The following is a 19,970-nucleotide window of genomic DNA, read 5'->3' as shown; positions in this document are numbered from 1 at the left end:
CAACGGAAGCGGACAATTTGCCGAACACCGCCAGCGCGACGCGAGTCAGCCGCCTTCGGGCCACACCACGTCCTGCACCACCTCGTTGCGCCGTAGAAACCACGGCGTGAAGGGCGGGTCGAATCTGGCGTACCTGGGCGGCCCGGTGGCGACCAGCCCGGCCCGGGCGATCGCGGCCTCGAGGTCGGCCAGGTGACGTCGATAGGCCAACTCGCTCCACCGTCCGGAGTAGCGCACCGCTGCCGCAACACGGCCGGGCACCTGCCTGACCCGCACCCGAGGATCGGCGGGCACCGGCGCGGTCGCGGCGGTGAGCGAGGCGGGCAGGACAAAGGCGACCACGTGCTCGCCGCCGTCGGCCTCGGTCTGGACCACGGGCGCGGTCATGGCGACCTTCTCGGAGCCGGAGGCCTCCTGGACGACCGGTGCCGTCATGGCGATGGACCCGGCGGACTTATTGTGACCGGTGATGTACCTGAAGAGAGCCCTGAACGCCTGGTTGCCGGCACTGCTGAAGGACCCGCGAACGGACACCTCCGCCGCGGCGTGGGAGGGGTACCGCCGCAGCTCGAACTCCGGGTGATGCTCGAGCACCTCGTAGGGCTGCTGCTCGGTCATGAATCGACGGTACGCGCGCGAGCGGTCAGTGGCGGCGCCGCGCGTCCAGTCACCGGAGACCGCCAGGCGGGCATGCCACTGGGCGACGTGGTGCGGGTGGAAGATCGCGACGACGACGATGACGACGACGAGGCCCACCTCCACCCGCCGGGCCCGCGGCTGCCGGGTGGCGCGGAACCGGCCGGGTCAGCCCGAGAGTCCGCGGAGCCAGTCGACGATCGCGCCGGCCAGCTCGTCCGGGGCCTCCACCGGCAGCATGTGTCCGGTCTCCGGGATCTCGACGTAGGTGACGCGACCATCCCCGGCACCATTCACCTCAGCCCACCGCCGCTGCTCCTCGGTAGGCACCACCTGGTCGTCCGACGCCCCCACGATCAGCACCGGGACACCAGCCTGCGCGGGAAACTCGCCGCGATCCGGCCGGCCGCCGATCGCCACCGAATGGGCAGCGAACCGCTCCGGCCCGTACACCCGCGCCGCGCGCAGCCGCTCGGCCCGGACCTGCGGATCGTGGCCGCGGTCGCCGTAGTACACCGCCTCCATACCGTCGAGCGCAATCTCCTCGTACGCCTCCGGGCTCAGTCCCGCGGCGCGGTCCGCCCGCGCCTTCGCCGACTCCGGATTTTCGGCACCCACCGGGGCGGTGACCAGGACGAGCCCGGCCAGCAGCGACGGGTGCCGCTCGGCCAGATGCATCGCCACCACGCCGCCGAGCGAATGCCCCACAACGACGCTGCCGGGCGCAACCCGGCCCGCCACCTCGTCGACGAGTGCATCGAGGTCGGCCACGGCCGGAAGATCCAGCGGCGTGGCGTGGACGCCGTCCGGCAGCGCGCGCATGACCGGCGCCCACGTCTGTGCGTCACCGTGGAGGCCGGGGAGGAGGACGAAGTCGGTCATGGCCGCGAGGCTACCCATCCGGCACTCGGCACCGAGTCGATCGACCTCACCCCGGGGTACGCCACGCCCGGCAGCGCTGCGTGTCGGACGGAAAATAGCTGATCGAACGGCCAGTTTCGGCTGTATGGTCATTCCGATGGTGTTACGTCTGTCGAGACTGCCGCAGGAGGCCGGGGCGCCCGGCTCCCGTGCCGATGATGTCTGCCCGGCGAACGGACTCTCGGACGCAGACCCCGAGGAGAGGATCGAGGCAGGCGCTCCGGGTCGGGCGCAGGGACCGAGTTCTGCAGGCGTCATCGTCGTGGGACTGGATCTCTCCGGCGGCTTCCTGGCAGCACACGGTTTCGCCACCTCGGCCCTGATCACGACCGCTGCACAGTCATCTATTCGCGCCGCCCTGGGGGGCCATGCCATCGTCGAGCCCGGACCCGTCGACCGCACCGTGGTGATCCGGTTCGACGCGGGCACCCACTCCGTGGACGACCTCACCGCCGAGCTGAAGGAACACCTCTCCCACCCGCTCCTCCTCGCCGACCGGGAGCACTTCGTGCAGTCACAGGTCGGTTCCGCCACTGCGGCGTCGGTGGGTACAGACGACCCGGACCTCCTGATGCGGGCGGCGTTCGCGGCCGCGCATCTCGCCATGGAGACCGGGTCGCATCTGCACGCGGCCACGCAGTCCATGCTCGAGGAACTCGCCAACGCCTCAGAGCTGAGGACTGCGATGGCGCGCGCTGCCTCCTCGGATTTCGAGATGCACTACCAGCCCATCGTCGACCTGGCCGACGCCCGCGTGCTCGGCTACGAGTCCTTGATCCGGTGGCGGAGAGGCGATGACCTACTCACCCCGCCGGCGTTCCTCCCCGCCGCCGAGGAGACCTCGCTCATCCTGCCGATCGGTAGAGCAGGGACGCGTTCCGCGCTGGAGCAGCTCGCCCGGTGGAGTCCCCATAGTGTGACCACGCCGCTGTTCATGTCCGTCAACTACTCCGCACGACAGCTCGCGGATTCGCGGCTCCTGCCGTACGTACGACGAACCCTGGACGAGTGGTCGCTGAGCGCGTCCGACGTCTGGATCGAGATCACGGAGCAGGCCCTCATCGATGTCGCCTCCCCGGCGATGCGGACTATCGAGGGGTTGGCGGAGATGGGCTGCGTCATCTGCGTCGATGACCTGGGGACGGGGTTCGCGGCACTGCGCTACCTCGCCGACCTCCCGGTGAGCGTGGTCAAGGTGGACCGCTCCCTGGTGCGCTCGGTCTCGGACCCCTCCATCCGCAAGATCATCGGCGCCGTCTGCGACATCTCCCAGACGCTCGGGATAGCGTCCGTCGCCGAGGGCGTGGAGGACGAGGGCCAGATTCCCGTCCTACGAGACCTGGGCTTCACGCATGCGCAGGGATACTTCTACGGCCGTCCGGCGCCCGCATCCCAGATCCGTATTCCTTAATAAAAGCTAAGAGGATTCCTTCGGCGAAGCGCCGAGGTCCGGACGCTCTAGGGAAGTTAAAAACTTGCACATCTCGTTAATCAAGCTACGCTTATCATGAACGCGTCGAGGCGGGCACTAGGGGACCCGCTCCGGCGACTGAGGTAGCGGAGCACTCTTATGGACAGGACAGTCATCAGCAGGCCCGGCACCGAGTCGACGTTCGCCAGGGGGACGGGATCTTTGAGGGTCCTGGTCACGGGTAATCAGGGGTACCTGGGGACCGTGGTGGCAGACGAGATCTCGGCCGCCGGCCATGAGGTCACCGGGCTCGATACAGGGGTGTACGCCGCCCGTGTCCTGGGGCCGATCCCACACGATCCGCCCACCCTCTGCGCGGATCTGCGTGAGGTCTCGGCAAAGGATCTCGTGGGATTCGACGCCGTGGTCCATCTCGCCGCCGCGCCGGACGGGGGTGGCCTCGGAACCCTCCAACGATCCGTCGGCGAGTCCGACCACCTCGTCTCGGTTCGCCTGGCGCGGGAGGCCAGGGCTGCGGGGGTGAGTCGATTCCTCTTCGCCTCGACATGCGCGGTGTACGCGCCCGGGGACGGGGACCCGGCGACCGAGTCCAGCCCCCTGCATCCGACCACCCCGTGGGCGGCGTCCAAGCTGCGGGTCGAGGAGGACATCGCGGCGCTAGCCGACAGCGGTTTCAGCCCGGCATCCCTCCGATTGGCTACGGCGTTCGGGGTCTCCCCGCGGCTGCGCTCGGATCTGCCGGTCAACCGCATGGTGGCCACCGCGGCCTTCGACGGCCGGGTCGTGCCGACGGGAGCCACCGCCACCCTGGGGCCATCGATCCACGTGAGGGACGTCGCGGACGCCTTCGTGCGGTGCCTGGAGGCGCCGGCGGAGACCGTGCGCGCAGCGTCGTTCAATGTCGGCGGCCATCCGGACTCGGTGACGAAGACCGAACTCGCCCGCATGGTGGCCGAGGCCGTGCCGGGAACATCCATCGGAGTCGCCCACCACTCCGGGAGTGCGCGCGAGCCGCGCCGAGTGGACTCCGGGGAGATCCTGCGGGCTGTCGGCTTCGAGGCCCGTCGCGGGCTCGCCGAGGGAATCGCCGAGCTCCTGCGCGCCTACACCGCCGCCGGCATGGACGCGGGCGTGCACGCGCAGGCGGCCGCGGGTGTGACCACGGACGAGTTCCTCGCCACCTTCTCCAGGACGCATCAGCAGGGCACCCCACCAGCCTTGTTCGGCTTCGGCACTGCACACCACATCGAGAGCATCGCGTCGTGACAGTTCGGGAAGTCGCTGTAGGCCAGAAGACCCGACGTCGGATGCCGCGGCACCGGTCCGACCATTTCCTGGCCGGGCTCGACGCGGTCGTCCAGACCGCGGTGATCTCCGCGCTCGTCGACTCCCCGGCAGGTGCCGTGGTGGCCGCGATTCTCGTGGTGCTGGCGGTGGAGTTCTCCGGGAACTATCGCTCCCTCCTCACGCTGTCGGCGCTCAACGACGCCCCACGTCTGGCCGCGGCTTCCATCGTCGCAGCCCTGGTCGTGGAGTTCGCCCGGGGCGGGCACGACTCCATCCGGGATCTGCTCGTGATGATCGCGGCAATCTTCGGCGCCCTCGTCCTCACACGCGTGATCTATTACGCGATCGTGCGCCGCCGGCGGCGCCGCAATCCCGCCGCCCGTCGACGCACGATCATCGTCGGGGGCGGTGTGGTCGCCGGTGAGCTTCTCGACAGCATGGACGAGTTCCCCGAGTTGGGCCTGAAACCCGTGGCGGTGATCGACTGCGACCCGCTGCTGGGCGCGGGCCGGCTCCCGGTCCCCGTCCTCGATCGCCCGTTGCACGAGGCGGTGGTGGAGCTGGACGTCGAGACCGTGATCGTGGCGTTCCAGCACCGCCCGGACTCCTCCCTCATCTCTCCACTGCGGCAGTGCGACACCCTGGACTGTGAGATCTTCCTGGTGCCCCGGTTGTTCGAGTTCGTGCACCTCAACGCGGACATGGACCGGATCCACACCATTCCGCTGATCAGGGTCCGGCGCCACATCCATCGCACGTGGTACTGGCAGGCCAAGCGGGTGTTCGACGTGGTGGTCGCCGGGAGCGCGCTGGTCCTGTTGTCGCCGCTGCTGGCCCTCACCGCCGCGGCGGTGGCGCTGTCCGACCGGGGTGCGCCGATCCTGTTCCGCCAGGTGCGCGTCGGTCGCGGCGGACGCGAGTTCGTGCTCTACAAGTTCCGCTCCATGCGGCCCGTGGATCCCGGGGCGTCGGACACCGACTGGCATCCGGAGGACCGGATCGGTCCGCTGGGGCGGATCCTGCGGGCTTCCTCGATCGACGAGTTGCCCCAGCTGTGGAACGTCGTGCGCGGGGACATGTCGCTCGTCGGCCCGAGACCCGAACGGCCGCACTTCGTCGAGCAGTTCGCCCGCAGTGTCCCGTCCTACGTGGACCGACACCGGGCCACGGTGGGACTGACGGGGTGGTCCGCGGTCCACGGCCTGCGCGGCGACACGAGCATCGACGACCGGGCACTGTACGACAACTTCTACATCCAGAACTGGTCGGTGTGGCTCGACATCAAGATCCTCCTGCTCACCGTCAGGGCGGTAGTTGCCGGCACGGGTTCATGAGCGTGCCCGCCCGCTTCTGGGAGAGATTCGACGCCAGGTCGGCCGCGATCCTCGTCAGCAGCGGGTGCGGGGCGGTCCTCCCGGTGCTCGCCCTCGGCAGTCCCACGTTCGTCCGCCCGGGAATGATGCCGGCGTTCATCGCCATCTGGGTGATCGGGGTCGCGCTGCTGCTGTTCACCGCCCGCGTCGGTCGCCTCACGGATCGCCAGTTCGCGGTCGTGGGGGTGGGCGCGATGGTCTGCATCGCGTTCTCGGCGACCATCGTGACGGATCCGGCGGCCTCACGGGCGATCGTCGCCCTGCTGGCCACGGCCCCCGCCATCGCCGCGATGGCCTCGACGATCCGGGCGACCATCGGGTTCAGCCTGACGGCCATCCTGCTCGCCTCGGCCTTCTCCGCCGTGTCGTCCACCTCGGTCATCGGCGGGCTCGTCGCGGCGGGCGCATCGATCCTCACCGTCTGCATCCCGGTCTTCATGGTGGTGGTGCTGCGGAGTTCCCTCGAGTTCGCGATGGAGAGGGTCGCGCTCGTCGGCGAGATCGACCCGCTGACCAGAGCGCTGAACCGGCGGGGACTGATCCGACGCCACGCCCGCGTGTTCGGTCACTGCGCCGATCACCGCCGGCCGGTCGGTTTCCTGCTGATCGACATCGACCACTTCAAGGAAGTCAACGACACGTTCGGGCATACCGCCGGGGACATCGTGCTCGTCAACGCGGTGCGCGTCATCACCACCGCCGCCCCGGCCGGCAGCCTGGTGAGCAGGATCGGGGGCGAGGAGTTCGTGGTGATGTTCCCGGTCGACAGCGTCGCGGAGATCAGTGCGGCGGCCTCACGCATCCGGGGAGCCGTCGCCGCCGAGGGCGAGGTGACGGTGAGCGTGGGCGCGGTCCTCGGCCCGATCGAGACGAGCGACTCGGGCCCCCCGAACGCCTCGGAGATCATGGACCAGCTCACCCGGACCGCCGACCGCTGCGTGTACCGGGCCAAGTCCCTGGGCCGCGACCGCGTGGTGATGCAGACCTCCACGCTCATCCGGTGGCGACCCGGTGTCGCCGACGAGAGCGCGGAGTTTCCTCAGGATCCGCCGAACGGTTTCGGCCTGGCGACCATCGTGGGTCGCGAGATCGTGCGCCACCGGCGCGGCACGGCCGCGTAGGTGCGGCTGCTCGCGGAGCCGCGTAGGTGCGGCTGCTCGCGGAGCCGCGTGGCACCGGTCAGGGCACGCTCGGGGCGAGGGCGACACCGGACTGCTCCACCCATTCCGGGCCCCAGTCCTCCCGGATCGCCGTCCACAGTTCGGCGGCGCGCGCCCGGTCCAGCCGGACCACGCTCTGCCCGCCCACCTGGTCGAGGCCGGCGACCGGGACCGTGGTGAACGTCAGGCCCGACTGTCCCAGGTACTGCAGGGACCGTGCGAGTTCCCTCATCTCGTCGGCACTCCACTCCTCGTCCACGACGATCGAGTCGGTGGCCGCGCCGACCAGCCGGTGGACGGTCCGCGGATCTGCGAGCGCGTCGAGGCCGAGCAGCTCGGTGGCCATCGCCCGCAGCACGTTCTGGTGGCGACGCACCCGGTCCAGGTCACCGCCGTCGAGTCCGTACCGCTGGCCGACGTAGTCGAGTGCCGCGGCGCCGTCGAGCCGGTGGGTGCCGGCGGTCCACGTGACCCCGCGTGCGCTGTCGTGGACGGTCTCCGGGATCTCGACCGTCACCCCGCCGAGCGCGTCGGTGAGCGCACGGAATCCGTCGCCGTCGATCATCGCGACGTGGTCGACGCGGATCCCGGTGAGGTCTTCCACGGTGGCCACCGCCAACGGGGGTCCTCCCAGGGGAAGCGCCGAGTTGATCTTGGCCTCGCCATATCCGGGCAGGGTCACCCAGGAGTCCCGCGGGATCGAGACGATGGTCACGGTGGATCGGTGCCAGGGGATCCGGACGAGCAGGATGGCGTCGCTGCGGCCGTGCTGCTCAGCCTCGGGCGACCAGTCCTGGCCGAGCAGGAGGAGTGTCAGGTCCTCCGAGGGCGTGGCCGGCGGGCGCGTGTCCTCGGCGGGGAAGGCGGAGACGCGGGCGACGTCCCTGCCCACCCCGTCGTGCAGCAGGAGGAACCCCCCGACGGCCGCGACGGCCAGCACGGCGGCGGTTGCGACGAACCGGATGACGACGACGACTACGTGGCGGGACATACTGCGGCCCTACTTTCCCGCGAATGCGCGGTCGTAGCGTCCCAGCGCCGCGTCGCGGGAGTACGCGCGGGCGAAGTGGCCGGCGGCGGCCTGCGAGTGGGCGGCGTTTGCGGCGGGGTCCGCCAGGTCCAGCAGGTGGGTGGCGAACTCCTCCGGTGAGTCGGCCACCAGCACCCCGGAGGTCCCGGAGAGGTCTATCCCGTGCGCCCCGATCCCGGTGGACACCACGGGGAGGTCGTGGCCGAGGGCCTCGATCACCTTGAGTTTGATGCCGGAGCCGAAGCGGAGGTGGTTGACCATGGCGGTGGCCGTGGCCAGCGCCTCGGCGAGGTCGGGGACGTAGCCCTCGAGGACGACCGAGTCGGCGTGGGCCGCCACCGCCTCCGTCAGCCCCGGGCGCGGTGATCGTCCGATGATCCGCAGTCGCGCCCTCGGTTCGGCTGCGAGCACCAGGGGCCACACGGTGGCGAGGAAGGAGCGTAAACCGTCGTCGTTGTGCGGGAGGGACAGCTGACCGAGGAAGACGTACTCGGGGCGCCCCGACGGCCGGCGGGTCCGCCGGGTGGGCTCGGCCAGCAGGGGCGGGACCGACATGATCCGGTCCTCCCCCAGCCCGGTCCGGGCACGCAGGACCTCCGCCTCGGGCTCGCTGATGAGCAGTGCCCGGTCGACGTCGTGGGCGACGCGGTCCTCGCCGCGCCGGATCAGATGCCGTTCCACGGTCAACAGGGACTGCCATCCGCGCCGGTGTGCGGCGATCGGTCGCAGGGGGGCCGGGACGAACCCGGCGAAGTTGCCCAGCGGCGCGATGTCGATGTCGGGGTGCAGCCGTGCGGTCCGCAGCATGGTGGCATACCGCTCCGAGAACAGGTCGTCGAGGTAGCAGATCTGCAGGGCCGCGCCGCTCTGCCCGGCGTACTGCGCCATCCGGACGGTGTCGTAGACCACCGTGTCGGGACGCACCCGGTCCAGCGCCCGGCGGATCCCCTCCCCGGTCCGCGGTGAACGCAGGAGCGACTCCTGGAGGCTGGAGCGACCGGTGGTCGTGCGGGTGAGGACCTGCCGCACGGCCTCGTGCGTCCGCGGGGCGGGGACCGCGCTCGCGGCCGTGTGCCAGTCGGGCGGGGGAAACGAGCCGTCGTCGGCGCCCACGTGGACGTAGTGGACCGCCTCCGGGCCGTATCGCTCCGCGAAGTACGAGAGGAGCCCGGCGAGGACGACTTTCTTCCCCCCGGAGGCCCCATGGATCAGCCGTCCACCGCCGCCACCGCCACCCCGGACACCGGGCGGCAGTCCGCGTGGAACTACGCCGTGTTCTCCCTGAGCAAGTCCTCGACCCTCATCATGATGGTCGTCCTGGCCCGGCTGCTCGAGCCCGCCGAGTTCGGCCTGTTCGCCTTCGCCCTGCTGGTGGTCAACCTCTTCGACTACGTCAAGGACCTCGGCTTCGGCGCCTCGGTGGTGCAGTCCCGCCGCCCCTGGTCCGTCATCGCCCCCACCGGTCTGCTCGTCACCACCGTGACCGGGGTCCTGGCCGCCGCCGTGCTGGTGGTGGCCGCGCCCGTCCTCGCCGAGGTGGCCGACAGGCCGGATCTCGCGTCGCCGGTCCGGGCTCTCGCGGTCGCCCTGGTCATCTCGGCGCTCGGGGTGGTCCCCCAGTCGGCGCTGCGGCGCCGCCTGGACTTCCGGGCGCGGCTCGTCCCCGAGGCGGCCGGGGCCGCGGTCAAGACCGTCACCGCGATCTCCCTGGCGGTCGCCGGTCAGGGCGTCTGGAGCCTGGTCTACGCCCAGATCCTGGGGGTCGCGGTGACCACGGCCCTGTACTGGCGGGCCGGTGGCGCCGGGTTGCGGTTCGGCTTCGACCGCGGCGTCTTCGCTGAACTCCTGCGGTTCGGGCTGCCGGTGTCGGCGGTGACGCTCCTCGCGTACGGGATCTACAACGTCGACTACCTCGCGATCGGCGCGCGCGCCGGGGACGAGGCGCTGGGGATGTACACCCTGGCCTACCGCGTGCCGGAGCTCATCGTGCTCAACCTGTGCATCGTGGTCAGCGACGTGCTCTTCAGCGCCCTGTCCCGGCTGCAGGACGATCCCGAGGAGCTGACCCGGCACTACCGCGTCGTGGTCGCCTGGGTGGTGGGCCTGACCGCGCCGGTGGCCCTGGGGCTGGCGGTGGTGGCCGACCCGCTCATCCAGACGCTGTACGGCGAGCGATATGCCGACGCGGCGCCGATGCTGGCCCTGATCAGCCTGTTCGCGCTCGTCTACGCCACCTCGTTCCACTCCGGCGACGTCTTCAAGGCCCTCGGGCGGCCGGGGATCCTCACCGCGCTCAACGCCGGCAAGCTCGCGGTGATGGCCGTCCCCGTGTGGTGGGCGGCGGGCCACGGCGCGGTCGCGGTGGCGGGCGTGCTGGTCGCGATCGAGCTGGTGAGTTCGGCCGTGCGACTGTGGGTGGTCACCCGGGTCACCGGCACGGCGGCGGGCCCGCTGCTGGCGTCGATCCTGCGTCCGCTGGCCGCGGCCGGGGTCATGGCGGGCGTCGTCTGGGCGCTGTCACTCGTCACCGGCACCCTGCACCCCGCGGCCGAGCTGGCCGTCCTCGTCGGCACCGGAGCCGTGGTCTACCCGCTGCTCGTGCGCCTGACCGCCCCCGACCTGTTCTCCTCCGGGGCCGCGCTGCTGTCGCGGGCCCGCACCACCACGACCGGCCGCACGCGCGCCGTACCCACAGGGAGCCCGAAATGACGTCACGGACACGCCGCGCCTGGATCGTCGCCGCCACCACGGTGCTGAATGCGCTCACCGGCGCCGGGGCGGGGACCGCGTTGGCGGACGCCCCCGCACGGTACGCATCGACCGCCACCGTCGCGGTCGTGCCCGCGGCGGGCCTTCCCGACGACCTCGCGGCCGACTTCTGGCAGGTCCTCAGCGAGGAGCAGGTGGTCCGGACCGCGGCGACCATCTACGGCAGCGAGCAGTGGGCGGTCGAGGCCGCCCGGGCGCTGGACGTGCCGACCACGGAGGTCGTGCTCTCGGCGAGCGCCCTCGTGGACACCACGCTCGTCGAGGTCACCGTGGAGACCGGTTCGGCGGCGTCCTCCGACGCCGCGCTGGCGACGGTGCTGGGGTCGGCGAGCACGTCGGCGTCGACGATCCTGGCGCCCTTCGTCATCAGCGAGGCCGCCGTCCGTCCGGCGGAGACCGCGGGCGGGGCCTCGCCGGCGCAACTGGTCGGGGTGGCGGCCATCGCCGGCGCCCTGGTGGGGGCCGGGATCGGGCTGGTGATCAGCGCGATCGGGCGACGCGGGCGCGGCGACGGGCCCGCCGCGGGCGGCGATGGTGCAGCCGGTGGCGGTGCAGCCGGTGGCGATGGTGCCGCGGACGAGGGTGTCGGGACCCCGGGAGCAGACCGTGGGACGCCCGGCCCCGGGGGCGACGACGACGAGGTCGGCCGCGGCCCCGACCAGTGGCGGCACGCCGACGATCTCGCCCACGCCTCGACCCGGGAGTCCGCTGCGGGACGACATGCCGCGGGGCAGGGCCCCGCCGCCGGGATGGGCCCGCCGTGACCGCCGCCGGCGCGCGCCCGACGCACACGGGCCAGACGCCCTCAGTGCCCACCCGCTCAGTGCCCACCCGCTCAGTGCCCACCCGCTCAGAGCCCACCGGCTCCGGGCCGACGCCCACGGGCGTGGCGACCGGTGCCGCGCTGGCGGGCGGCGGGGCGGCGGGATTCGCGGCGCTCGCCGTGCTGGGCCTGTCGCCGGCACTCGCCGGGGCGGTGGGAGCCGTTGCGGCGGTGGCCGTGTGGTGCGCGGTCGCCCGGCCGGTGGCGATGCTCGTGCTGGCGGTGGTGGCCGAGGTCGTCAACCTGCCCGGCGTCGCGGCCGGGCTCGGCGTGCCCGGCGTGTTCCAGGCCCTGCTCCTGCTGGTGACCGTGGCGCTGCTCTCGGGCCTGCGCAGCGAGGAGGCCAGGGCGCGGATCAGCAGGCCCGCCTGGTGGTTCGCCGCCCTGCTGCTGGTGTACCTCGCCTCCCAGGCGCTCAGCTTCCTGACCACCACAGACCTCGCGGCCACCGTGACGACGGTCGACCGGCGGGCGGTGGATGCCCTCGTCGTCGTCGTCGTCCTGCTCCTCACCGTCGCCACCGACAGCGTGTGGCGGGTCGCGGCGGCCGTCGCGGCGCCCCTGGCGGTCCTCGCCGCGCTGACGGTGATCAACCTCGCCCTGACCGGCGGCACGTGGGACATGCTCGGGTTCTCGGTGGTCACCCAGGCCTCCGGCGAGCTCACCACCACGGTGCGGTTCGGCGGGCCCCTCCCCGACTCCAACTTCTGGGGCCGGCACCTCGTGATCGGGCTGCCGCTGGCGGTCGCCCTGGCCCTGCGCGCCCACCGGCACCGGCACCGGGCGGCCACCGCCGGCTGGGTCGCGGCGGTGATCGTCCTGCTGGCAGGGATGTACCTCACCCAGTCCCGCGGCACGTACCTCGCGGCAGCGGTGGGGATCGCGGTGTTCCTCGTGCTGGCCGACCGGGCCGTGCGCCTGCGGGGACTGTGGCTCGTGCCGGTGGGGGTCGGCCTGGCCCTGCTGCCGGGGATCGGGGAACGCTTCCTGTCGCTGGTGGAGGATCTGGGCTCGGACGCCACCACCGGGGTGGACCCCTCGGTCCTCGGCCGGTCGGCCGCGCTGGAGATCGCGTGGCAGATGTTCACCGAACGCCCCCTCACCGGCTACGGCGCGGGCAGCTACGCCGGGCTCGTCACCGAGTACGCCGACCGCGTGCCCACGCCCGTGGCCGACCCCACCGACGCGACCCACAACCTCTACGCCGAGCTCGCCGCCGAGACCGGCGTGCTCGGCCTGCTCGGCTGGGCGGTGCTCGTCACCGGCATCGGCGGGCTCGTCCTGCACCGGCTGCTCACCACCCGCGACCTCGACCAGCGCCGCCTCGCCGCCGCCGTGCTGGCCGGGCTCGTGGCCTGGTCGATCGCCAGCGTGTTCCTCCACCTGGCCTACTTCCGCACGTTCGGGCTGCTCGCGGTCCTCGCGGCCGCCCTGTGCTGCCGCCCCGAACCCCACCCGAAGCGGATCGACGGACCCCGCACGCTGCGCCGGCTCGCAGGCGCCGGGGCCGTGGTGGCACTGGCGGTCCTCGCCGCCGCCGGGACCGCCTCGGCGCTCGCCACGGACCGCGCGCGGGCGACCGCGCAGCTGGTGGTGATTCCGCGCACCACGCCCGGCACGCTGTCCGCCTGGCCGATGGACGTGCGCTCGCGCGAGATCGTCATGCCCACGCTCGCCGCCCTGGTCGACCCGGGCACGCCCGACACCCGGTACCGCGGCGACCCCGTGCGCGGCCTGGTGACCGTGGACGCCACCGCCGCCGACCCCGACGCCGCCCGCGCGCTGCTCGTCGCCGCCGAGGGCTCCGCCCGCGCCCGGCTGGAGGAGTTCGGCCTCACCTCCACGTTCCGGGTCGTGGCCCTGGGTGACCCGGCCGTCACCCCGGAGCGTCACCTCACCCCCGCGGCGCTGGCCGCCTGCGCCGCGGTCGGCGCGGGCGTGGCCGCGCTGGGCTGGATCGTCGTGCGGCGCCGCACCCCCACACCCGCAGCGCCACTACCCCCACAGCCGAGGAGCACTACATGACGTCACGAACGATCGTCCTGGTGGAGTTCTCACCGTCCGGGGGCCTCTTCCAGTTCGCCGTGCGCCTGGGCACGTCGCTGGCCGAACGCGGCGAGCACGTGATCCTGCTGACCGGCCCCGACCCCGAGATCCGCACCGGCGTCCCCGGCCTGGAGATCCGCTCGGTGCTGCCCACCTGGCATCCGGCCGAGGGGTCGCCCGGCACGGCCGGGCCGCCCGGGTCGTCTGGGTCGGCCGGGTCGGCGCGCGCCGCTGTCACGAGGGCGGCGACGCTCGTGCGCCGCGGCACCCGCGCGGCCCGGCTGGTCGCCGCGTGGGTCGTGCTGGCCGCCACCCTGGCCCGCCTGCGGCCCGACGTGGTGCTGTGGTCCAACTGGCGCTTTGCGTTCGAGCCCCTGTTCGTCGTCGCCATCACCCGCCTGCTGCCGCGGTCGACCTACGGGATCGTCGCCCACGAGCCGCTCCCCCGCTCCGACGCCCGCGACACCAGCACCCCGCGCGAGGGCCGGGCCCTGCGCGCGGCGTTCGCCGCCGCGTGGCGACGCATGGACATCGTGTACGTCCTGGGCACCTCCGCCCGCCGGGAGGTGCTGGAGAACTGGCGACCCCGCGGCGAGGTGGTGGTGATCCCGCACGGGCCCGTCGAGGCGTTCGGCGACCACGACCCCGGCGCCTCCGCCGCCGCCACTGGCCCGGAGATCCTGTTCTTCGGCACCTGGACCCGCTACAAGGGCCTCGAGCAGCTGCTCGAGGCGTTCGCCGAGGTGCGCCGGACCGTCCCCGACGCCCGGCTGGTCGTGGCGGGGGCGGTGAGCGCCGACCTGGATCTCGCCGCCGTTACCTCGCTCGCCCACCGGGTGGGCGGGGTGGACCTACGCCCCGGGTATGTGGACGCCGCCGACGTGCCGGGGATGATCCGCTCGGCGCGGGTGGTGGTGACCCCGTACCTGCGCGCCAGCCAGAGCGGGGTGATCCACCTGGCGTACACGCACGCCCGCCCCGTGGTGAGCACCGACGTCGGGGACCTCGCCGAGGCGGTCCGTGACGGCGAGACCGGGCTGCTCGTGCCCCCGGGCGCGGTGCTGGCGCTGGCGGGGGCGCTGGAGCGCCTGCTGCTGGACCCGGCCCTCGCCGCCCGCCTGGGCGCGCGGGGCCACGAGGAGCTGGCCGGGACCGGTGAGGACGCGGCGCGGTTGGTGTCCGAGGCGCTGGACCGCTGCGTCACCGTCGGGAGCGACCGGTGACGACGACGAGGCCCCGGTGGCCGGTCAGGGTGGCGGTGGCCGGTGTCGCACTCGGGCTGGTGGCGGTGCTCGCGGTGGTTGCGGCGATGTGGGCGGGTTCCGAGCCTGCCCACCGGGCGACGGCGGCGGAGCCGTTCGCCGCGGACAGCCCGTTCCGCACCCCGGTCCCCGCCGATGCCCGCGTCGACCCCGCCAGCGACCTGGTGACCGCCCACCTCACCGGCGAGGGGCGGGTCTACGCCGGGCTGGTGGAGTTCGGCATCCCCGTCTACACCGCGATCGCCGACACCCCGCGGTACCGGGTGCAGTGCCTGCGGACGCAGTGGGGGCCCTGTCCCTTCGACGGGGTGGACACGCCGATCCCGGACGGGGCCCGGCCGCACACCGGCTCCGACGGCGCGATGGTCGTGGTGGACGAGGACGCGCAACTGTCGTACGAGTTCTGGCAGGCCGCGCGGACCGTGCCGGGGTGGGTGACCTCGTTCGGCGCGATCAACCCCCTGGCGGGCAGCGGGTGGGGTGGCGCGGCCACCGGTGCGGGCGCCTCCCGGTTGGCAGGCGTGGTGCGGGTGGCCGAGATCGAGCACGGGGAGATCGAGCACGCCCTGGTCCTGCAGTCGGACAACACCTGCGCCCGCATGTACCGGGCGCCGGCGATCAAGACCGACGGCCGCTCGGACCGCCCGGACTGCGTACCCCAGGGCTCGCGGCTCCGGCTGGACCCCGCCCTCGACCTGGACGCCCTCGGCCTGCCCGCCGCGCACCTCGCGGTGGCGCGGGCGATGCAGCGGTACGGCGGGTACGTGGTGGACCGGGGCGGGTCGCCGCTGAGCATCAGCTTCGAGCTCGCGCCGGACGCCGACGGTATCTACCCGGGCGCCGTGTACCGGCAGGCCGGCCTGGACTGGGACTACGACGGGCTCGAGCAGATCCCGTGGGACCGACTGCAGCTGCTGGAGGGGGAGACCCGATGAAGGTGCTCGTACTGATAGACGGGTTCCGGCTCGGCGGCGCGGAGACCCTGCTCATCCCCTTTGCCGCCGCCGCTCGCGAGGCCGGCGTGGAGGTGGACCTGGTGAGCCTCGTCCCGATGGAGGACGCCGCGCCCGGGTTGCTGGAGCAGTACCGGGCCGCGGGCCTGACGCCGCGCGCGGTGGGGATGCGTCGCCTGCTGCGCCCGGACGCGGTGCCGCGCCTGGTCCGGTTCATCCGCGCCGGGGGGTACGACGTGGTCCACGCCCATCTGGCGACGGCGATCACCCTCGGTGTGCCCGCCGCCCGCCTGGCCCGCCGGCCTGTGGTGACCACCTTCCACACCCTGGCCCCGGTGTTCGAGGGGCGCGCCCGGCTGAAGGAACGGCTGGCGGTCCTCACCGCCACCCGGTCGGACGCCGCGCTCTTTGCCTCCCGCGCCTCCCTGGACACCTACGCCGACCTGCACTACGCGGGCCGCCCGCCGGGGAACTGGCGGGTGGTGCACAACGGCATCGACGTCTCCGGCTACGAGCCCGGGCCGGCGGACCCGGCCGTGCGGGCGGAGCTGAGCGGCGGCCGCGACGGGTTCCTGGCCGTGCTGCCCGCGGCGTTCCGGGAGCAGAAGGGCATCCCGCACGCGATCGCGGCGTGGTCGCGCGTGGTCGCGGAGCAGCCGGGCGCGGTGCTCGCGCTGGTGGGCGGCGGCGACGAGGAGCCCGTGCTGCGGGCCGCGGTGCGCGAGCACGGTCTGGACGACTCGGTGGTGTTCGCCGGCGTCCGCACGGACATGGCGGCGGTGTACCGCGCCGCGGACGTGGTGCTGCTGCCCTCGCTGGTGGAGAACCTGCCGACGGTGCTCATCGAGGCCGGCGCGACGTGCCGGCCGGTGGTGGCCACGACGGTGGGCGGCATCGGCGAGATCGTCGATGACGGCGTCACCGGCCTGCTGTGCCCGCCCGCCGACGCGGAGGCGATGGCCGAGCAGATCCTGCGCCTGGCCCGCGACCTGCGGCTGCGGGAGGCGATGGGCGCGGCGGCCACGGAGCGGATCCGGTCGTGTTTCTCCGCCCGCGTGTGGGTCGAGCAGCTGATGGAGATCTACCGCGAGGCCGCGCGATGACCCCGACCCGCATCGACTACCTGGTCTCGCGCTTCCCGCGCACCTCGGAGACGTTCATCGTCCGGGAGATCGACGCGCTCGCCAGTGCCGGTGACGGTGACGGTGACGGTGACGGTGACGGTGCCAGTGTCAGTGCCGGGGCCCCGATCGGCACCATCCGGTCCCTGTTCGCCTCCCCCGACACCACCGTGCACCCGGTGGCGGCCCGCTGGTCGGGACGCGCGTGGCGGCCGGGCGCCCGCGACGTTGCCGCCGGCCTGAGGTGGGCGCTGCGCCACCGGCCCGGGCCCTTGGCCCGGCTGCTGGGCGCGGTCGCGGTGGACTTCCGCCGCTCCCCCGCCATGCTGCTGCGCGCGCTCGCGACCCTGCTGGTCGCCGCCGCGCACGCCCGGGATCTTTCGGGCACGAGCGGCGTCCATGTGCACGCGCACTACGCGACCTTCCCGCTGCTCGCCGCGTGGGCCTGCCACCGGCTGACCGGGGTCACGTACAGCGTCACCACCCACGCGCACGACATCTACGTGGACACCTCCGGGCTCGCCCGGCGCTGCGCCGAGGCGCAGTTCGTGGTGGCCATCTCCCGGCACAATCTGGATTTGCTGCGCGGACTACTCGGTCCCGCCGCACCGATCGAGTTGGTGCACTGCGGCATCGACACCGCCGGCTACGAGTTCCGCCCGCGTCGGCTGCCCGAGACCGGCCCGATCCGCGCCCTGTGCGTAGCGTCCCTGCAGGAGTACAAGGGGCACCGGCACCTGCTCGAGGCGATGGCCGTGGCGGGCCCGGCGACGGCACGCCTGGAGCTGGACCTCATCGGGGACGGTCCCCTGCGCGGCGAATTGAGCGCCCTGGCCGGCGAGCTGGGCATCGCCGACCGGGTCCGGTTCCGGGGCTCGTGCCCGGAGTCGGAGGTCGCCGCGGCGCTCGCCGCGGCGGACCTGTTCGTCCTGCCCAGCGTGGTGGCCGCCGACGGCCAGATGGAGGGATTACCCGTGGCCCTGATGGAATCGCTGGCGAGCGGGGTGCCCACCGTCTCCACCCGCCTGTCCGGCATCGGCGAGATCGTGGTGGACGGCCACACCGGGCTGCTGTGCGTGCCGGGCGATGCGGCGGACCTGGCCCGGGCTGTGGAGCAGCTCGCGGCCGATCCGGAGGCGACCCTGCGGATGAGCCGCGCCGGCCGGGAGCTCGTCGAGGAGCAGTTCGAGCTCCGACGCAGCGCGGCGGCGCTCCTCGGGCTCCTCGACCGGGTCGACCCGCCGGGTGCCGCCCCTGCGTGGCCCGGGCCTGCGGAGCCCGGCCCTGCAGCCGGTGCCTTTCCCCCGCGGGAGGCGCAGTGGTGGCGGCCGCGCGCCTGGGCGGTGTATCTCCTCGCGCTGGTCGGCCACTACCTGGGCGTGGACGAGCTGGTGCGTCGGCGGCAGGGCCCGGGTCTGGTGGTGCTCATGTTCCACCGGTTCAGCGAGGTGCCGGACCCGCACCCGATCACCGTCACGCCGCGGACGTTCCGGCGGATGGCGGCGTGGTGCCGGGACCGCGAGCTGCTGGTGGATCTGGACTCGGGCCTGCGCGCGCTGGACGAGGGTCGCGCCGGGACCCGGTACGCGATCACGGTGGACGACGGCTACCACGACAACCTCCAGGCACTCGCGGCCCTGGGGGCGCCGGTGCCCGCCACCCTGTACGTGACCACCGGCCACATCGGGGGCGCGACCCTGTGGCCGTATGCCCTGTCCGATGCGATCGCACAGAGCCCCCACGACTCGGTGGTGGTGGAGCTCCTCGGGCCGGACGCGGTGCTGCTGGACTCCCCCACCGCCCGCCAGCAGGCGCTGGAGCGCCTGGTGGCAGCACTCAAGTCGGTGCCCTCCGCCCGGTTCGACTCCGCCCTCGCCGAGGTTCTGGTCGCCCTGGACGCCGACGTGCCGGCGCGGGTCGGCGACATGCTGAGTTGGGATGATGTGCGGCGCCTGCACCGTTGGGGGGTGGAGATCGGGGCCCACACGGTGCACCATCCGATCCTGGCCAACGCCAATGACGCCACGGCCGAGGCGGAGATCGTCGGCTCCCGGGACCGGATCGCCGCCGAACTGGGGGGCCGCCCCCGGCACTTCGCCTATCCCAACGGCGGACTGGCCGACTTCGGCGACCGCGACGTCGCGACGGTCGCCGCCGCCGGCTTTGCCAGTGCTGTGACCACCATCGAGGGGATCAATCGCCCGGACACCGACCGGTTCCGGTTGTTGCGGGTCAACGTGCACGAGGACCGCTTCCGCGCCCCCACGGGCCTGCAGTCGCGGTCGCTGTTCTTCAGTTCCACGAGCGGGCTGGTGTGGTGGCTGCGGTCGAGAGGTGGCGGGGACGGTCGGTGACAGGTGGGCGACGGTGCCCGCCGTGCCGGTAGACGCCGGCGGCAGGACGTCGACCCACGTCGGGTACCCCGCGTCGGCACGGATTCGCCAGCCGAGCATCGCTGTATAAAGCCCGGCCAGGGTGTGCTACGTCGAGGGCGCCGTGCGTGAGCTGGCAATGCCCGGCTTGGCCGCGGGGTCCGACATGCGGGCGTTGTTGGTGTCGACGGGGCAAACGTTGGCGGTCGACGCGGGGGGCGGGGGTGCGGGTGCGGCTGCCGGTGTCTCCAGCGCACGTGGTGCGGCTGAGTGGGAAGGTCAGCGCGGTCGGCAGGTATGCCGCGGCCGGGGGCTGGGATGGGAATGGGCGACGACGAGGGCCGCTGGCCCAGCGGCTCCCTATTGCCCACACTGCGCACGGTCCGTTTTCCTCCGTCGACCTTCCCTCCGGAGTGAAGTGGGTGATCATCACCACCAGGTCCTCCGACCTTTCATTGCCGGTCTCATGGATGTACCGAGAACCTTTGACCACCGAGTCGCCAGCGCGGTAGACGTGGACTCCGCCGTGGTAGGCGTCGGCGTAGCGGGTGAGCTCGCCCTGCTCCACCACCACGAGCAGCTGCCCATGATGGCAATGTCGGCCAGTTCTAGCCCCGGGCTCAAGGGGGATCCGGCACCCCGTCGGCGCCGCCGTCCACGGCCAGCTCGACGGGTTTCTCCTGTTGACCTTCGACGATGTCCAGAGCGCGGATGGTATCCCGCTCCGCTACAGGAGGCACGGTCGATTGCGGGCTGCAGGCGGCCATCGCCAGCACCGGACCGCG

General features: G+C 72.9%; 16 protein-coding genes. 11 read left to right on the top strand and 5 right to left on the bottom strand.

Translation table 11 applies throughout. From position 1 onward, the window contains the following. Nucleotides 1-45: 45 nt before the first annotated feature. Both CK206_RS15080 and CK206_RS15075 read right to left on the bottom strand, forming a co-directional pair. Nucleotides 46-762: a heme-binding protein gene (locus CK206_RS15080; RefSeq protein ID WP_254050620.1), complete on the bottom strand. Its 717-nt coding sequence runs from the start codon at nt 760-762 to the stop codon at nt 46-48. 42 nt (nt 763-804) lie between these two features. Next, nucleotides 805-1,518, bottom strand: a complete 714-nt coding sequence (locus CK206_RS15075; protein ID WP_096907501.1) for an alpha/beta fold hydrolase — start codon at nt 1,516-1,518, stop codon at nt 805-807. 136 nt (nt 1,519-1,654) lie between these two features. Between CK206_RS15075 and CK206_RS15070 the strand changes: the two genes are divergently transcribed. The 4 genes from CK206_RS15070 to CK206_RS15055 all read left to right on the top strand — a co-directional run bounded on the left by CK206_RS15070 (nt 1,655) and on the right by CK206_RS15055 (nt 6,770). Further along, nucleotides 1,655-2,968, top strand: a complete 1,314-nt coding sequence (locus tag CK206_RS15070) for an EAL domain-containing protein (protein ID WP_096907500.1) — start codon at nt 1,655-1,657, stop codon at nt 2,966-2,968. Nucleotides 2,969-3,127: 159 nt separating this feature from the next. Continuing rightward, nucleotides 3,128-4,255, top strand: a complete 1,128-nt coding sequence (locus CK206_RS15065; RefSeq protein WP_096906887.1) for an NAD(P)-dependent oxidoreductase — start codon at nt 3,128-3,130, stop codon at nt 4,253-4,255. Beyond that, nucleotides 4,252-5,610, top strand: a complete 1,359-nt coding sequence (locus CK206_RS15060; RefSeq protein WP_254050619.1) for an exopolysaccharide biosynthesis polyprenyl glycosylphosphotransferase — start codon at nt 4,252-4,254, stop codon at nt 5,608-5,610. Before CK206_RS15065 ends, CK206_RS15060 begins: the two co-directional genes overlap by 4 nt. Continuing rightward, nucleotides 5,607-6,770, top strand: a complete 1,164-nt coding sequence (locus tag CK206_RS15055) for a diguanylate cyclase (RefSeq protein WP_096906885.1) — start codon at nt 5,607-5,609, stop codon at nt 6,768-6,770. Before CK206_RS15060 ends, CK206_RS15055 begins: the two co-directional genes overlap by 4 nt. A 58-nt stretch (nt 6,771-6,828) precedes the next feature. Here the strand turns inward: CK206_RS15055 and CK206_RS15050 are convergent, their stop codons facing one another. Together CK206_RS15050 and CK206_RS15045 are read right to left on the bottom strand one after the other, a co-directional pair. Continuing rightward, nucleotides 6,829-7,800 carry an LCP family protein gene (locus tag CK206_RS15050; protein ID WP_096906884.1) on the bottom strand — a complete coding sequence of 324 codons (972 nt, stop codon included), beginning with the start codon at nt 7,798-7,800 and terminating at the stop codon, nt 6,829-6,831. Between the two features lie 9 nt (nt 7,801-7,809). Next, nucleotides 7,810-8,952: a glycosyltransferase family 4 protein gene (locus CK206_RS15045; RefSeq protein ID WP_254050618.1), complete on the bottom strand. Its 1,143-nt coding sequence runs from the start codon at nt 8,950-8,952 to the stop codon at nt 7,810-7,812. Nucleotides 8,953-9,042: 90 nt separating this feature from the next. On the opposite strand from CK206_RS15045, the gene CK206_RS15040 reads away from it, so the two are divergent. The 7 genes from CK206_RS15040 (at nt 9,043) to CK206_RS15010 (ending at nt 19,167) form a co-directional block, all read left to right on the top strand. Further along, a complete protein-coding gene (locus CK206_RS15040; RefSeq protein ID WP_096906883.1) occupies nt 9,043-10,548 on the top strand; it encodes a lipopolysaccharide biosynthesis protein in 1,506 nt (501 codons plus the stop codon). Next, nucleotides 10,545-11,372 carry a hypothetical protein gene (locus tag CK206_RS15035; protein ID WP_096906882.1) on the top strand — a complete coding sequence of 276 codons (828 nt, stop codon included), beginning with the start codon at nt 10,545-10,547 and terminating at the stop codon, nt 11,370-11,372. The genes CK206_RS15040 and CK206_RS15035 overlap by 4 nt, the downstream gene beginning before the upstream one ends. A 74-nt stretch (nt 11,373-11,446) precedes the next feature. Beyond that, on the top strand, nt 11,447-13,456 hold the full coding sequence (locus tag CK206_RS15030; RefSeq protein WP_143337752.1) for an O-antigen ligase: 2,010 nt from the start codon (nt 11,447-11,449) through the stop codon (nt 13,454-13,456). After that, nucleotides 13,453-14,700 (top strand): glycosyltransferase family 4 protein, encoded by a 1,248-nt coding sequence (locus CK206_RS15025; protein ID WP_096906880.1) that lies wholly within the window; start codon nt 13,453-13,455, stop codon nt 14,698-14,700. The genes CK206_RS15030 and CK206_RS15025 overlap by 4 nt, the downstream gene beginning before the upstream one ends. Then, the gene (locus CK206_RS15020; protein WP_254050617.1) at nt 14,697-15,674 is read left to right on the top strand and encodes a hypothetical protein; all 978 of its coding nucleotides are present in this window, start codon (nt 14,697-14,699) and stop codon (nt 15,672-15,674) included. The genes CK206_RS15025 and CK206_RS15020 overlap by 4 nt, the downstream gene beginning before the upstream one ends. Beyond that, a complete protein-coding gene (locus CK206_RS15015) occupies nt 15,671-16,795 on the top strand; it encodes a glycosyltransferase (protein WP_096906879.1) in 1,125 nt (374 codons plus the stop codon). Before CK206_RS15020 ends, CK206_RS15015 begins: the two co-directional genes overlap by 4 nt. Further along, nucleotides 16,792-19,167, top strand: a complete 2,376-nt coding sequence (locus CK206_RS15010) for a glycosyltransferase (RefSeq protein ID WP_096906878.1) — start codon at nt 16,792-16,794, stop codon at nt 19,165-19,167. The genes CK206_RS15015 and CK206_RS15010 overlap by 4 nt, the downstream gene beginning before the upstream one ends. Here CK206_RS15010 and CK206_RS20805 read toward each other — a convergent pair. After that, nucleotides 19,106-19,816, bottom strand: a complete 711-nt coding sequence (locus CK206_RS20805; RefSeq protein ID WP_371607108.1) for a cupin domain-containing protein — start codon at nt 19,814-19,816, stop codon at nt 19,106-19,108. The two genes, CK206_RS15010 and CK206_RS20805, sit on opposite strands and share 62 nt — an antisense overlap. Nucleotides 19,817-19,970 lie beyond the last annotated feature (154 nt).

Origin of the sequence: Dietzia sp. WMMA184 (assembly GCF_002441635.1) — a bacterium.
GTDB lineage: Bacteria > Actinomycetota > Actinomycetes > Mycobacteriales > Mycobacteriaceae > Dietzia > Dietzia kunjamensis.
Note: the sequence above shows the minus strand (reverse complement) of the source record. Positions and strands in the feature narration are given on the sequence as shown.